This window comes from Dyadobacter sp. CY323, assembly GCF_021390245.1.
Classification (GTDB): domain Bacteria; phylum Bacteroidota; class Bacteroidia; order Cytophagales; family Spirosomataceae; genus Dyadobacter.
In genome coordinates this window covers 173216-189831 of the sequence record NZ_JAJUXH010000007.1, presented here as the reverse complement: position 1 = coordinate 189831, position 16616 = coordinate 173216, and the positions used below count along the sequence as shown (strand labels likewise).

At 49.5% G+C, this 16616-nt stretch carries 8 protein-coding genes; 7 read left to right on the top strand and 1 reads right to left on the bottom strand.

All coding sequences use genetic code 11. The features are described from left to right. Positions 1 to 39: 39 nt before the first annotated feature. The 7 genes from LZG72_RS13710 (at position 40) to LZG72_RS13680 (ending at position 13716) form a co-directional block, all read left to right on the top strand. Positions 40 to 3597 carry a SusC/RagA family TonB-linked outer membrane protein gene (locus LZG72_RS13710; protein WP_233873054.1) on the top strand — a complete coding sequence of 1186 codons (3558 nt, stop codon included), beginning with the start codon at positions 40 to 42 and terminating at the stop codon, positions 3595 to 3597. A 21-nt stretch (positions 3598 to 3618) separates the two neighbouring features. Next, a complete protein-coding gene (locus tag LZG72_RS13705) occupies positions 3619 to 5424 on the top strand; it encodes a RagB/SusD family nutrient uptake outer membrane protein (protein WP_233873051.1) in 1806 nt (601 codons plus the stop codon). Positions 5425 to 5426: 2 nt separating this feature from the next. Next, positions 5427 to 6902, top strand: a complete 1476-nt coding sequence (locus tag LZG72_RS13700; protein WP_233873048.1) for a hypothetical protein — start codon at positions 5427 to 5429, stop codon at positions 6900 to 6902. Between the two features lie 51 nt (positions 6903 to 6953). Further along, positions 6954 to 8432 carry a hypothetical protein gene (locus tag LZG72_RS13695; RefSeq protein ID WP_233873045.1) on the top strand — a complete coding sequence of 493 codons (1479 nt, stop codon included), beginning with the start codon at positions 6954 to 6956 and terminating at the stop codon, positions 8430 to 8432. Positions 8433 to 8454: 22 nt separating this feature from the next. Then, positions 8455 to 11502, top strand: coding sequence for a PVC-type heme-binding CxxCH protein (locus tag LZG72_RS13690; protein ID WP_233873042.1), 3048 nt, complete (start codon positions 8455 to 8457; stop codon positions 11500 to 11502). 15 nt (positions 11503 to 11517) lie between these two features. Further along, positions 11518 to 12438, top strand: coding sequence for a hydroxypyruvate isomerase family protein (locus LZG72_RS13685; protein ID WP_233873039.1), 921 nt, complete (start codon positions 11518 to 11520; stop codon positions 12436 to 12438). Positions 12439 to 12513: 75 nt separating this feature from the next. Further along, entirely contained in the window at positions 12514 to 13716 is a 1203-nt protein-coding gene (locus LZG72_RS13680) for a metallophosphoesterase (RefSeq protein WP_233873036.1), read from the top strand. A gap of 15 nt (positions 13717 to 13731) precedes the next feature. On the opposite strand, the gene LZG72_RS13675 is transcribed toward LZG72_RS13680, so the two are convergent. Beyond that, a complete protein-coding gene (locus tag LZG72_RS13675; protein WP_233873033.1) occupies positions 13732 to 16566 on the bottom strand; it encodes a PQQ-dependent sugar dehydrogenase in 2835 nt (944 codons plus the stop codon). Positions 16567 to 16616: the final 50 nt, after the last annotated feature.

Genomic DNA, 16616 nt, shown 5'->3' with positions numbered 1-16616 from the left:
GCGTACCGATTATTCCTAAACCTTTAACCTAATCCCTTTATGAAAACAACAATACGATTATTTGTATTGACGGTGCTGCTGTGCGGAAGTATTCGGCCCGGCTTTACCCAATTGATCGCCAGCGCCCAGCTGCAGCCCCGATCAGTGGTTTCGCAGCCTTCGGTTAAAACGCTGAAAGATGTATTGCAGGAATTCAAGACCCATTACCATGTCGACATTCTTTATTTCGACCATCTGGTGGAAGGTTACCGCGTATCGGCAGACGCCGTAAAACTGGACCCGAATGTGGAACAGAGCCTGACCGACCTGCTCAAACCGCTGGGCTTAAAGTACAAAAAGACCAACAATGGGGGTTATGTGATTACCAAAGCAAAAAACAGCGAAAAGAAAGAGCAGAAGTCCCTGGTGCCTGAGGAAGTACACCTCATCAGAAACGATTTTGGCCAGGGGAATTATGCGGGTAGCATGTCGGCGCTGAAAGGCGATCAGCTTCTGCAAAAGATGAATTTCGCCGACAAGACCATTACCGGCCGGATTACCGATGCCGAAAAGCGTGAAGGTTTGCCCGGCGTGAACGTATTGGTGAAAGGTACCACAAACGGAACGGTGACGGATGCGAATGGCGGTTACAGCATTTCCATTCCCGACGGACCGGTGAGCCTGGTGTTTTCCTTCATTGGTTTTGTAAGTCAGGAAATTGCCATTACGTCGCAATCCGTGGTGGACATCGCGCTCGTTGCCGACATTCAGTCGCTGAGCGAAGTGGTGGTGACGGGTTACTCGTCCGAACGTAAAAAAGACATTACCGGCTCGGTGGCGGTGGTGGATATGAAGGCATTGAAATCCATTCCGGGCGGCTCGGCGGTGCGTGCATTGCAGGGACAAGCCTCGGGCGTGAACGTAATCAGCTCGGGGGTACCGGGCGGGGCCAGTACGATCAACATCCGCGGTATCAGCTCGTTTGGCAACACGCAGCCTCTGGTGATGGTGGATGGCGTGGAGGCAAACTTGAATGAGATCAGCTCCACGGATATTGAATCCATTCAGGTTTTGAAAGATGCGGGTGCCGCGGCCATTTACGGGGTTCGCGGATCCAACGGGGTAATTATTGTGACTACCAAAAAAGGGAAAACAGGCGCTCCGAAGATTAGTTATGACACCTACTTTGGCCAGCAGGTACCGTTGAAAGGCAATGTGTTTGACATGCTCAATCCGACCGATTTTGCCAGACTTTCCAAGATCGCATTTCCTTCCTCCGTATTGTTCAAAGACGGTCTTCCCGATTATTTATACAGCGGTCCCGGCGTTTCGGGCACCGGAAAAGAGGGTGATGCCGTGGTAAGTCCTTCCAAATATTTGCTGGACCCATCCAACCCCGCCAATAATTACCTGATCCAGAAGGTGAACAAAGAAGGTACCGACTGGTTTCACGAGATTTTCAAAAGTGCGCCCATTCAGGAACATAATTTATCGATCAGCGGCGCGACGGACAAAGCCGGTTACCTCGTTGCTTTGGGTTATTTGAACCAGCAGGGAACGTTGATCGAGACTTTTCATAAAAGGGTGTCGGCGCGGGTGAATACCAATTTTAAGATCGGTAAAAACATCCGGGTTGGGGAAAATCTCTACCTGTACAGCACGAAAAACCCCGGTTTCGCTAACCAGGCCGAAAATAACTCCATTTCGCATGTATACCGTCAAATGACGCTTCTGCCTGTTTATGACATTGGCGGCAACTTTGGGGGGATGTTCGCAGGCCCCGACCTGGGTAATGCGTCCAACCCGGTGGCGATCCAGAAACGTACCGCAAACAACCGGGGAAACACCTGGAACATTGTCGGCAATGCATACGCGGAGGTGGATTTTTTGAAAAATTTTACCGTTCGTACCAGCATTGGCGGCAGCATCAACAACCGCTACAACATTACTTTTGACTACAACCGTTACAACGACCGCGAGGGAAATACGAGTTTGAACAGTTTGTCGGAAGCGTCCGGATATTCCACCAACACGATCTGGACCAATACGCTGAATTACAACAACCGTTTTGGTAAACATTATGTAAAAGTGTTACTCGGCTCGGAAGCGATCCTGAATTATTCCAGGACTTTGAATGGAAGCAGAAGCGATTACTTTTCAACGGATTTCGACTACCTGGTTCTTGGAAACGGGACATCCAATCTCAACAATTCCAGTTCTGCTTCGGAAAACACGCTTTACTCCATGTTCGCCCGGGTTGACTATGCATTCAGCGACAAATACCTGCTCGGCGCAACAATCCGCCGCGACGGTTCGTCCCGGTTTGGTTCTGAAAAAAGATATGGCGTTTTCCCGTCCTTCTCGCTGGGCTGGCGGTTATCCGACGAAGCCTTTATGAAGGATATCAACTGGCTCAACGACTTGAAGATCAAAGGCAGCTACGGTGTGCTCGGCTCTCAGAACAACGTCGATCCGGCCAATGCATTCACATTGTTCGGCTCGGGCATCGGGACTTCCTATTATGACATTACCGGTTCAAACACCAGCGCAAAACCCGGCTTCTATCAAACCAGGAACGGAAACAGAAATACCAGCTGGGAGAAAAACATCGTCTCCAACTTTGGTCTTGATGCATCGATCCTGAACAACCGGCTTGAATTCTCTTTGGAATACTATAAAAAATCGATCAACGGATTGCTTTTTCCATTGCCACTGGCTGCAACTGCCGGTGCCGCAGCGGCTCCGACGGTCAACATCGGGGACATTCAGAATACCGGTTTCGATCTTTCAGGAACCTACCGCGGCAAGATCAGCGATGACTTCCTTTTCACGATCGGCGCGAACATTACTACCTATCAAAACGAGGTGGTAAGCACGCCCGACCCGGGCTATTTCGATACGGCTGATTCGCGTAATGGTAACCTCGTGCGTAACCAGATCGGACATCCGGTGAGCTCTTTCTTTGGATACCAGGTAATGGGGTTGTTTAAAAACGAAGCCGAGGTAACTTCCTCACCGACCCAGACCGCAGCCGCTCCCGGACGTTTCAGATACCAGGATATTGACGGCGATGGTGCAATTACAGCTGCAGACCGCACATTCACCGGAAACCCTAATCCCGATTTTACTTATGGGCTAAACCTCGGGTTCAATTACAAAGGGTTTGATTTCTCGTCCATATTCTACGGATCGCAGGGAAATGAGGTTTTCAACCTGGTACGTTACTATACCCATTTTTACTCCGGTTTCAGGGGCGGAAAAAGCAATGTGCTCCTGAATGCCTGGACTCCTGAAAATACGGACACGACGGTTCCGGTGATTGAAGCTGCCGGTAATTTCAGCACATCCAGCGTGCCCAATTCGTATTACATTGAAAACGGTTCGTTCCTCAAACTGCGGTCGCTGATCCTGGGTTACACCGTTCCTTCGGGCATTTTGCAGAAGATCAAAGCGAACAATCTGCGGCTTTATGTGCAGGCCTCCAATCTTTTTACCATCACCAAATACACGGGACTGGATCCTGAACTGATGGGCGAAAGTTCGGCATTCGGGATCGATCGCGGGAATTATCCCAACAATCAGAAGACGTTCCTGGTAGGTCTAAACATCTCATTTTAATCATCTTTTTTAACATTAATAATGATGAAAAATATCACGTCCAAATTTCTCACAGCGGGTTGCCTGATCTCCCTTTTGGCCATTCCGTCCTGTAAAAAAGATTTCCTGGAAATAGGTGCGATCGGGACTGTAAATGAAACGACACTTGCCAACAAAGAAGGTGTAAATCGCTTATTGATAGGAGCTTATTCCTTGCTGGATGAAAACGGCGGGGCGCCCGGCGCATCTTATTTCAAGTCCGGGACAAACTTTCTTTACAGCAACATTGCGTCCGATGAGGCACATGCCGGAACACTGGGTAACCTGCCTAATAATGAACTTATTGAAGCTTGGCGGCACGATGCCAGCAATGTGAATTTCGGTTTCAAATGGGCGGAAATATATGCGGGCGTGCAGCGCGCCAACGATGTGCTGCGGGTTTTGGCGCAGATTCCGGAAGGATCTATCAGCGCAGATGAAGCACTGCAAATCAAAGCAGAAGCCGTTTTTCTGCGTGCGGTGTATCATTTCAATGCCATTAAAATGTGGCGGAATGTGCCTTACCTGGACGAAACGGTGAGTTTTGGAAATAACAACTTCCTGGTATCCAACACAGAACCTGCCTGGCCCAAAGTGGAAGCGGATTTCCAGTTTGCGGCAGCGAACCTTACGCCTACCAAGCCCGACGCAGGCCGTGGCAACAGCTGGGCAGCGAAGGCTTTTCTGGCCAAAGTGTATATGTTCCAGAATAAATTTACCGAAGCAAAACCCTTGCTGGCCGATCTGATCGCAAATGGGGTAACGGCCTCGGGTAAAAAATATGCATTGGTCAATTACTCGGACAACTTCAATCCGGTTAAACAAAACAATTCGGAATCCGTATTTTCGGTCCAGAACTCTGTGAAGGATGGTTCCAGCGGCGCCAATGGGAATAATGGCGATGTAATTTCCATTCCGCTCGTGCCGGGAGCAGGTGGTTCCGGTTCCAATCAGCCCTCGTTCAGTCTGGTCAATTCCTTTAAAACAGATCCTGCAACCGGTCTGCCGCTGCTCGATACCTTCAATGATTCTGACATCAAGCACGACCAGGGTCTGGCCGCAACCGATCCATTTACACCTTATGCCGGAACAGTCGATCCCAGATTGGACTGGACGGTTGGAAGAAGGGACATTCCTCTAATGGACCACGGGCTTTTTGGGCGTTACTGGATTCTTTATCAGGATATTGGCGGACCTTATGGGCCTAAGAAGAATATGTTCTACCTTGCCGATGCAGCCTCCACCAGCGAGTCGATCGGATGGTCGCTCGCGACAGCGAACAATTACAATATGATCCGTTTTGCCGACATTCTTTTATGGGCTGCCGAAGTGGAAGTGGAGATCGGAAGTCTGACAGAAGCAGAAAAATATGTGAACATGATCCGGGCACGTGCGGCTAATGTGGACGATTGGGTGAAAACCTACGTCGACAATGCCAATCCATCCAAAGGATTTACCACAAAACCGGCGGCGAACTACAAGATCGGATTATACGCAGGCCAGTTTGCGGCCCAGGGAAAAGAATTCGCCCGGAAGGCGGTCCGTTTTGAAAGGAAGATCGAGCTTGCGATGGAAGGTCACCGGTTTTTTGATCTTCAGCGATGGGACAATGGTACCGGCTATATGGCGGATGTGTTGAATGCATATCTGGCCCACGAGACTAAGATTCCGGGTTTTGTTTATTCCAACAGGCTTCAATCGAAATTTATCAAAGGCAAACACGAACTGTACCCGATCCCGCAGAAAGAAATTGACCTGAGCGTACGGGAAGGTGCCTCTGTTTTGAAACAAAATCCAGGATTTCAATAAGTATGAGATTAGCTAAACTAGGATTTGTACTGATCGCATTGCTGGCGATTGCCGGCAATGCGGCAGCCTCGGAACTCTACATTGGTACAGCCACAGTCGACGTAACGCCAGCCTTGCCCATTGCGGTGACGGGGCAATTCCACCTCCGGGTTGCTCCGGTGGCGGAAACCCCGCTGACTGCGAACGTAATGGTGCTCGAATCGAGAGACGGTGCAAAACCGCTCGATCTGTCGATCTTCGTTTCCTGTGATTTGTTGTATGTGCCTGTGGATCTGATCGGGATCATCCGCGAAGATGTCCGCCAAAAGCAGCCGGATATTGACGTGAGCAAGATCATCATGAATGCGACCCACACGCATACCGCCCCGGTTTTGATGGCCGAAGGTGAATACCTGATCCCGAAAGAAGGTGTGACGCAGGTGGAAACGTACCGCCGTTTTTTTGCCAAAAAAGTAGCCGAGGCGATTGTAAAAGCGTGGAAAAACAAACAGCAGGGAAGTGTAACCTGGGGCATGAGCTATGCGGTGGTCGGCAACAACCGGCGCATTTCCTACGCCGACGGTTCCGCCGGAATGAGCAGCAAAACCAATTTGCCTGAATTCCGCAGTTTCGAAGGTTACGAAGACCATGACGTGAACATGCTGTTTTTTTGGGATAAACGTAAAAAGCTGATCGCCATGAGTATAGACCTGCCTTGTCCTTCCCAGGAAGTGGAAGGCCGGGTTGCTGTGAATGCGGATTTCTGGCATCCCGTTCGCGAAAAATTGAAGAAACAATACGGTGATCAATTATGTGTGATGGCGTGGATCGGGGCCGCAGGCGATCACACGCCGCACATGATGTACCGCAACGCATCCGACGACCGCATGCGTGAATTCCGCAAGTTGAGCCGGATGGACGAGATCGCCCGCCGGATCATCAATGCAGTAAATGAAGCATACGATGCCGTGAAAGACGATGGCCGCAGCGAAGTGATATTAAAACATCATGTTGAGAAACTGCCGATCCCGGCGCGGGTCGTGACGGATGCCGAATACAAGGATGCCAAAACATTTGTGGAAGAATCGGAAGCGAGCATTGCCAAAGACCCGAAAGCCGCGGACCAGCTTTACAGAAAAATGAAATGGACCGACGCTACCGTCAAACGTTACGAAAGCCAGCGCACCAATCCCAAACCGGTGTATGAAATGGAAATGCATGTGCTGCGGCTGGGCGATGTGGCGATCTGTACCAATGAATTCGAGTTCTTTTCGGATTACGGGATCAGGATCAAAGCGCGGAGTAAGGCATTGCAAACTTTTATCATCCAGCTGGCTGGAAGCCAGGCCTGGGGCGCCTATCTCCCGACTGAAAAAGCCGTGAAAGGCGGGGCGTACAGTGCGGTGGTACACAGTTCGCTGGTCGGGCCGGAAGGCGGGCAGGCCATTGTGGACCGTTCAGTCGAGCTGATCAATGCATTCTGGCCGGAGGTGAAATAAGTTTTGTGATCTGATTCAGGAGTAAAAGCATTCATTTTTCAACCTATAAATATGAACCTAACCCGCTACTTGACCATTTTCGTCATTTGCCAACTGCTGTTTCCCACCGTGCAGGCTTCGGAACTATACATTGGAAAAGCGACGGCCGATATTACGCCTGCAATGCCCGTCGCTTTAATGGGGCAGTTCAATCTGCGCATTGCAAAAACCGCCGATACACCTCTGACGGCAAACATCGTCGCATTGGAATCCCGCGACGGAACGCAATCTGTGGATGCTACAATCATTGTTTCCTGCGATCTGATCTACATTTCGGCGCAGCTGCTGGCAATGGTACGCGCGGAAGCCGGAAAGCGGATCAAGGGTTTGGATGTGAACAAGATCATCCTGAACGCTACCCATACCCACACTGCGCCGGTTTTGGAAGACGGGCCCGACGAAGCTTCTTTTCTTTACCCGATCCCGAAAGGCGTGGTGCCAGTAAAAGATTACAAAGCGCTTTTTACAAAAAAAGTAGCAGACGCCATTGTCCAGGCATGGAACAGCCGCGCACCCGGAAGTATGACCTGGGGCCTGAACCGCACAGCCGTCGGTTACAATCGCCGGTCGGTATATGCGGATAAAAAGACGATCATGTATGGCAAAACGAACTCGCCCGAATTCCGGAATCTGGAAGGGTATGAGGACCATGATATCAACTCGCTTTTCTTTTGGAATAAGGCTGGCAAGCTCATCGCAATGAGTCTCGACGTGGCTTGTCCGGCGCAGGAACTGGAACATCAGGAAACCGTAAATGCCGATTACTGGCACCTGGTACGCCAGGGTCTGCAGAAAAAGTTTGGTGCGGATGTCTGTGTTTTGGGTTGGATCGCGGCGGCGGGTGATCAGTCCCCGCACACGATGTACCGCAAATCCGCAGACGAAAGAATGCTCAAACTGAACAAAATGACACGTCTGGAAGACATTGCGCAGCGCGTGATCAATTCGGCGGAGGCTTCTTACAATGCGGTAAAAAATGATAAGCATACGAATGTAAAACTGGTGCACAAAGTGGAAAAATTGAAGCTTCCCATGCGCATCATTACCGCAGCTGAGTACAAGGAATCGATGGCGGTGCGCGACGAAGCTGCCGCGATTATGGCGAAGGATTCGAGTACCGTCGGCGCACAATATGCAAAAATGACCTGGTTCGGAGATGTTTTGAAACGGTATGACTGGCAACAAAAAAATCCCGATCCAACCTACGAAAGCGAGATCCACGTGGTGCGGATCGGTGATATTGTGGTGTGTACCAATCAGTTTGAGCTTTTTACGGATTATGGGATACGCATTCAGGCCCGGAGCAAAGCGCTGCAAACCTTCGTAGTGCAGCTCGCCGGGCCAGGCACCTATCTGCCTACTGAAAAAGCGATTGCAGGCGGCGGTTACAGTGCGGTTTGCCAGAGCAATGTAGTGGGCGCCGAAGGCGGACAAATGCTCGTTGATCGCACCGTGGCGCTGATCGATGGAATGTGGGAAGAAAAAGAGTAACGAACGGAACGAATCCTTTTTTATGAAAAAAATAAATCTGAGTAACTGTTTCAGCTGGTTTTTTCAGCTGATGATTTTAATGGGAATACTGGCGTCGTGCCAGAAAAAGGAAGCAATCACAGGCTCGCGAGAGGGTTCTACGCCGCCGGAAAAAGCATTGGGCACCTTTGAACTTGAAAAAGGTTTTAAGATAGAATTGCTGGCCAGCGAGCCGGATGTAGCCAGTCCGGTGGATATGGAAATTGATGAATACGGCCGGTTATATGTCGTGGAAATGCCGGGTTATCCGCTGGATAAAAGCGGTACCGGTCGCATTAAGCTGCTTTCCGACTCGGATGGGGATGGTAAAATGGACAAGAGTACCGTTTTTGCGGAAGATCTGGTGCTGCCGAATGGCATCCTGCGCTGGAAAAAGGGCATTATGATCACTGACGCGCCAAATGTGCTTTATCTGGAAGATACGGATGGCGATGGAAAAGCCGATGTAAGAGATACATTACTGACCGGTTTTTCACTATCAAATCCGCATGTAAATGTCAATAATCCGGTTTACGGGCTGGATAACTGGGTCTATCTTTCGCATTTAGGCGCAATCGGTACAAGAAAATACGGGACGGAATTTGGGGATAAAGGTTCGGAAATCCGGTTCCCCGGCCAGGCGGACGGGCCAAAGTTACCTCCGAATGCAGAAAGCCATAATGTACGTTTCAGACCCGAAATGCATCAGCTGGAAATGGGTTCGGGGCGGTCGCAGTTTGGACACACGTTTGACCAGTGGGGACATCATTTTTTTACCCATAACCAAAACCACATTTACGAAGAAGTGATCGGCGCACAGTACCTGGCCCGCAATCCCGACCTTTTGATCTCGGATGCGACGCAGGTTATTTCCGATCACGAGAAAGCAACCGAAGTTTTTCAGATCACCAAAAATCCTGACAGGCAACTCTTTACACCCGTTGGCGTGACCACGTCCAGCAGCGGACTTACGGCTTATCTGGGCGGCGCATTTCCTCCGCCGTTTGATGGGATGGTCACTTTTGTGGCTGAATCGGTGAGTAATTTGGTACATGCGGATATTGTTAAAGAAAAAGGCGCGACGTTCACAGCCAGCCGTTTGCAACCCAATAAGGAATTTCTGGCGTCGACCGATTCCTGGTCGCGGCCGGTGAATATGTATGTAGGGCCTGATGGTGCATTGTATGTGCTTGACTACTACCGGCAAACGATTGAGCATCCCGAATGGATGTCGGACGAAGCGGTGGCGGCGGGCGGCTTGTATAATGGCTACAACATGGGCCGCATTTACCGGATCACACCCACCGATGCCAAAGGTTCGGAATGGACAAAAGGTTTGAAACTTGGTGACGCGACAAATGCAGAACTCGTGGATTATCTTACCAACGCCAACATTTGGTGGCGGATGAACGCGCAGCGGTTACTGGTGGACCGCGCCGACAAAAGTGTGGTTCCGGTTCTGGAAAAAATGGCTGCTAATGCCACTTCTCCGATGGGCCGCCTGCACGCGCTCTGGACATTGGAAGGAATGAAATCACTCAATGCTGATTTGATTTCCAGGAGTTTGACAGATCCGGTTCCGGGTATCCGTGAGAATGCGATCCGGTTGGCCGAATTGCACCGCGACAGTTCCGATTTGCTGAAAAACCTTTTGGTACTTCAAAATGATACAGACCCGAAAGTAAGATATCAACTGCTTTGTACGCTTGGATATTTCAATACACCGGAGGCAGGTACTGCCCGTCAGAAACTGCTTTTTAAGGATCTGGATGATGACTGGGTGCAGATCGCAGCATTATCCGCAAACTCCTCACAAACTGCGCCATTGTTAAAAACGGTCATGCAAACCTACCAATCGGACAAACCCGCTTATGCGGGATTGCTCCAAAGATTAACGGGTATAGTCGGGGCCGGGGATAAGCCTGAGCCCATTCAGGAGCTAATCAACAAAGCAATTGCGCCCCAAACAGGCAAACAATCGGGCTGGCAATCGCCGATACTGACCGGGCTGACAGACGGTTTAAAACGTAAAAAAATCGATTTTGCATTATTACAAAATGAGCAGAATGCATTGGTCGAAAGCACATTTGAAAACCCCTCGGCTGATGTCAGAAAAGCTTCTTTACAAATGCTGAAAGTAATTGGTGTGAAGGATTCGGTGCAGCTGGAAAAAACATTTAAAAAAGCCATTGCAGTGGCAGGGAATCGGAATCTTCCAAATGAAAAAAGAGCGGAAGCACTTAATTTTCTGGCACTTGGCAATCCTGCGCCTTATGCTGCTACCCTGGCAGGCCTCATTGTTCCGCAGGAAGAGCCGGCGGTACAACTGGCGGCTTTGAAAATCCTGGGCCAGGTGCCGGACGAAACCGCACCGAATTATGTACTGAAAAACTGGGAGCGATTAACCCCCGAAATCCGTGATGAGGCTTTAAATACTTTTATGACAAATCCGGAGAGAGTCACATTGCTTTTGAATGCCGTCGAAACCGGAAAAGTAAAACCAGAAAGTGTAGGCTGGCCGCGCAGCGTTCAACTCATGAGCCACTCAGACGAAAAATTACGCGAAAAAGCCAGAAAACTGCTTTCCGGGGGTGATAAGGCAAAAACCAACAAGGAATACCAGCAGGCATTGAGCCTTGCCGGCGATGTGAGTAAAGGCAAGCTGGTATATATGCAGAATTGCGCGCTTTGTCACCAGGTGCGGGGAGAAATCGGGGTGGGTTACGGGCCGGACCTGGGCACGGTGCATAACTGGTTGTCCAAAGATCTGATGGCCAACATTCTGGATCCGAGCTTGTCCATCGCACCGGGTTTTGACCTCTGGGAAGTGGAGCTGAAAGACGGCTCGCCCGTGCAGGGAATGATCATGAGCGAAACCTCCGCAGCGATTAAACTGAGGACTGCCCCTGGAATCGACAAAATGATTAACCGTCAGGATATCAAAGCGTTGAAAGTGTTGAATATGTCGGTAATGCCGGTATTGAGCAGCCAGCTGGACCATCAGAAAATGGCTGACCTGATCGCATTTTTGAAAAACAGCCGAAGCGAATAACTGAACCGAACGATCATGAACAGACATACTTTTATCAGGCAAAGTTTATTGGCCGGAGCTGCATTGGTTTCGCTGGATCCGATGCGGAGTGCCGCGAATGCATTGAATCTTTTGAAAGAAAAACCTTTCAACATGAAGTTCTCGCCGGAGTTCGGGATTTTTAAAGAACTTGTCGGGAAGGATATTATTGATCAGATCAAATGGGGATATGATCAGGGTTTTCGTGCCTGGGAAAGTACCTGGCTTGCGCGCAGACCGGTGGAGGAGCAGGAGCGTATCAGCAAAACGGTGAGCCAGTTGGGTATGGAGTTCGGGCAGTTTGTAGGAACCATGAATTTCAAAGAACCCACTTTTGCCAGCCGCGACCAGGCTATTCGTGACAATGTATTAAAAGAGGTGAAGGCGTCGGTAGAAATCGCAAAAAGGATGAACACCAAATTTATCCACAATGTACTGGGAATGGCAGATCCAAAGCTTCCCTGGGATTTTCAGATGGCCAATGCGATCGAACTTCTGAAACGTGCGGCCGCTATTTACGAACCGCACGGAATTGTGATGGTGATGGAAACCATGAACCACAAGATCAACCACCCGGGCATGTTCCTGCACACGATCCCGCAAGCGTATGCCATGGCGAAAGCGGTAGGAAGCCCGAGCCTGAAAATTCTTTTTGACTTCTATCACATTCAGATTCAGGAAGGTAACATCATCCCCACGCTGGATTATGCCTGGGACGAAATCGGCTACATGCAGATCGGCGACTCGCCGGGAAGAAACGAGCCGACGACCGGGGAGATCAACTTCGTAAATGTTTTACAGCATGTGTATGACAAAGGTTACCGCGGATTTATGGGGATGGAACACGGCATTCTAAAACCCGGAAAAGCCGGAGAAGTGGCTGCATTGGCGGCTTACCGTGCCGTAGATCCGAAGTAAATCGTTCGCCACGACATCCTCTCACTTTCTAAAATCGGAAATTTAACGATTCGATAAAACCTTCGAAGGGTTTTGATGGTTCACTATCTATACTTTGGGGCTACTATTCCAAGCTTCAAGTTCGTTTCCGATTTTGCTCACGTTACGATGTCGATTTTTAACCAAAAATATAAGCAGCCGGTTTTAAAAAAGAACCAGCCTGACGATACTTATAAATTTCAACCTTTGCCTGCACCGACTGGCGAATATCCCTATCGTTTAGATCTGACGAAGATTCAGCAGGTGCCGGATGTTAGCAAACTTGCTTTTCACATGCTGGGTGATACCGGCAGCATTCGAAACCCGGATTTCCAGAAGCTGGTAGTTGCTGAAATGATCAAGCAATACCAGAAAACGGAGGACACTGGTTTTGAGCCGCAGTTTTTGTACCATTTGGGCGATGTCGTTTACAATTTCGGGGAAGCCAGTCAGTACAAAAGGCAGTTTTTTGATCCCTATGAAAGGTATCCCGGCCCGATTTTCGCGATTCCGGGAAACCACGACAGTGACGTTAACCCCGACAGCCGCGTTCGGTATAGCAGTCTGGATGCATTCAGGAGGGTTTTTTGTGATACGCATCCTCAGACGGTACCGTTTAGCGGAAATGCCGCACGCAAAAGTTTGGTTCAGCCGAATGTCTTCTGGACGCTGGTTACGCCGGTCGCCAATATCATTGGTCTGTATTGTAATGTTCCGAAGTTCGGAGTCATCACGCCCGATCAGCGGAAATGGTTTATGGAAGAGTTGCGCCATGCAGATTCGGAGCGGCCGGGGAAGGCGATTATTCTTTGTATGCACCACGCGCCATATTCGGCGGATGTCAATCACGGTTCAAGCCTGAATATGATCAGGTTTCTGGACGGCGTGTTCGAGCAGGTGGGCATTCGGCCGGATGTTGTGTTCAGCGGCCATGTTCATAATTACCAGCGGTTTTCTAAGAAATTCCATGACGGCAAAGTGGTACCATTTGTGGTGGCTGGTGGCGGCGGGTATGATGAGCTGCACCCGGTCGCGAACACTTCCGACTCTCGTTTTACACCAAACAATGCACTTTTCAATCACGTAAAGCTTGAAAACTATTGTGACACCAAGCACGGTTTTCTCAAAATACTGATTGAAAAAACCGTTACTGGTGTCACCATCACCGGGGAATTCTATACGCTGCCTCACGAAAAACATGTAGGCCCGGAAATGAAAGCGGATCTTGCAGACCGTTTTGTTATCAAAACGGGCGGTTAATTCAGCGGCAATTTTTTATTGTATGAACTTTATTTTTGAGAATGTCAGCAACGGTTGAATGGCAGTTGCGCCTGCATTTTTAAATACAAAATAAATATCGTGCTTTCCTTTGGTCGGCTGGATGCTGATGGATACCGGCGCTCTGGTCGGACGACGCGGTGGTGTTTTTGGAGCTTCACCGGGTTTCAGGTTTTTATTCTGATTTTCCAGTTCAGCCATTAATTTCTGCATATCCACTTCGGGGGCGAGCTCTACTTTCTGTTCACCCACCAAGGTCCCGGTGGGGGAGTCCAGGCGGATTTCGATGGTTCCTCCCACGGCACCTTCCCGGTTTTGGGCGACTGCGTTTAATTCCAGTTTTTCGATTCCCGAAAGGTCAATTTCGTTAAATGCAAGAAAGCTGTTCGCGAACGGCATTACGCTGAATCCAAGTCCCGCGGTACCTAATGCTTTTAATTCGGCACCTTTTACGATATTGGCTTCGGCAGCATTCAGCTCGGGGCTGCGCAACACGATCATTTCTTCGGAGGTCTGTGCAGGAATCGCTTTGTTTCCACTCACGGCGCGATCGGTGAATGCGGCCCGGATCAGAACGGAGCCTTTTCCATTATCCTTTGCAGGGATTGTTGGTGTATATTCACCTTTAACCGGCAGCGTTGCGAGCGTTTTGTCGGTGCTGTTCAGGATGTATTTCACAATCACTTCCGCATCTGCAACGGGTAATGCCGGGTGCGCGGCCATGGCTACTTCGCCCCAAACTCCAGAGCCGCCTTCCAGTACTTTTTTTACGAGCATTTCGGTTACGCCCGGTTTGCCTTTGTATTTATTTGAAATATCGGCAAATGAAGGGCCGACCGATTTCGTGTTTGGCTGGTGGCAGACTTTGCAATCGCTTTTGCCAATTAACACCTGGGCAACTGCAAATTGTGTGGAAGCATCCACACTGCGCTGACTCTGAATTACTTCAGCATAATCAAAACCTTCCGAAGTGTAGTCGATACTCACCGCTACCTGATCGGCTTTGATTTTTCCATCCGCCAGACTACCATCTTCTTTATCCGTTACATCAATCGAATAGGGGATGGGTTTGCCGGCAAAGAAAAACGTTTTATTTCCGTCCAGGTTTACAGCGACTTTTGGAGGCTCATTTCCGGCTACGATTTTTAAAGCCTGAGAATTGCTGGCTCCCTTCGCATCGGTCACCGTGAGGCTGGCCGTATAAACGCCTGGTTTGTCGAAGGTTACCTCCGGGCTTTCAGTATTGAATGTTTTGGGAGCAGATCCGGCGCCGGTGATTTTCCAGCTGTATTTTAATGCATCTCCGTCAAAATCTTTGGTGCCCGCAGCCGACAATTTTGCTTTGAATGGAACAGTGCCTCCTTTTTTGTCGATCGCTGCTACTACGATCGGTTTGCGGTTTCCGCCATTATATTCAATGCGTACCAAACGTGAGTTTTCGCTTTTCCGGAACCAGTTGCTGCCATATTCCAACACATACAAATCACCGGACGGGCCGAATTTGATGTCGATAGGCTGCACGGGATGGTAATTTGGCATAACCCGCTCCATGGACTGGTAGTCACCATTTTCTGCCATCGTAATGGCCATGATCCAGCCGCGCGAAAAGTCAGCGGCGATCCATTTGTTTTCATAATACGCTGGCCACGGACGTGTAGGCGCCTTGAAGTCGGCACGGTGATAAATGGGTCCGCCGGTCGCACTTCTTGAACCGGAACCTACCAGCGGGAATTTTTCGGAGATGCCATATGGATAGTAAATGAAGTTCGGCGCATTCGGGAAAAGCTCTTTCAAACCCGTATTGTTGGGCGATTCATTCACCGGATGGTTTGGGTCTTTTTTGGCGAGTGGCTTATTTGTAGCGTAATCAAAAACAGGAAATGCCTGATTATCACCTACAAACCATGGCCAGCCAAAGTTACCCGGTTTCCGCGCCTGATTCAATTCGTCATATCCTCTCGGCCCGATCTCCGAATCTTCACTGGCATCCGGGCCTACTTCTCCCCAGTACAAATAGCCCGTTTTGCTGTCAACCGCAATGCGCCACGGATTCCGATGTCCCATTGAATAAATTTCCGGGCGGGTTTTCGCCGTTCCTTTTGGATATAGATTGCCTTCGGGAATGGTATATGTGCCGTTCGGTTCCGGATGGATCTTCAATATTTTTCCTCTCAGATCATTCGTATTTCCCGCATGTCCCTGATCATCCCAGCTGGCCCTGCCAGGACGTTCGTCGGTTTGCGCAGCACGCTGGTTTCCGGTGTTATTGCCAACCGTCAGATAGAGATTTCCGGCTTTATCCCAGGTCATTCCCCCGCCGGTATGGCAGCAAACTTCCCGCTGCGTTTCCACTTCTATGACGTCTTTTTTACTGCTTTCTACAAGTTGCTCGTCTTTGATTTCCCAACGCGAAAGAATGTGCTTTTTCTCTGTCGGGTGGGCGTAATAGAGGTAAATCCAGTGGTTTTTATCGTAATTCGGGTCCATTGTAAAACCCATTAACCCTTCTTCGGCTTCTCTCGCTAGACCTTCGGCGCTGGTGTATTTGGTATTCACCGGGATGTTGGCGATCAGGCTGGTGGATTTGGTTACCGGATTGTATTTTTTTAAAGCTCCTTTTCTTTCAATGATGTAAACGGAGCCGTCCTTTAATACTTCGAAAACCATCGGCTCATCCAGGTTATCGGCTACAACGATGGGTGTAAACCTGCTTTCGTCGGGTTTGGGCGGACTATCCTGGAAGGTAAATGCGGCAATAAATAGTACCGGGGAAAAACAGAGAAATGACTTTAATGCGCGTGGGAACGCGGAAAGTAAGGATAAGTTGGTCATAGAGTAGCTAAATGGGGTCAAAATGTGTACCCTCTAATTTACTACTATTT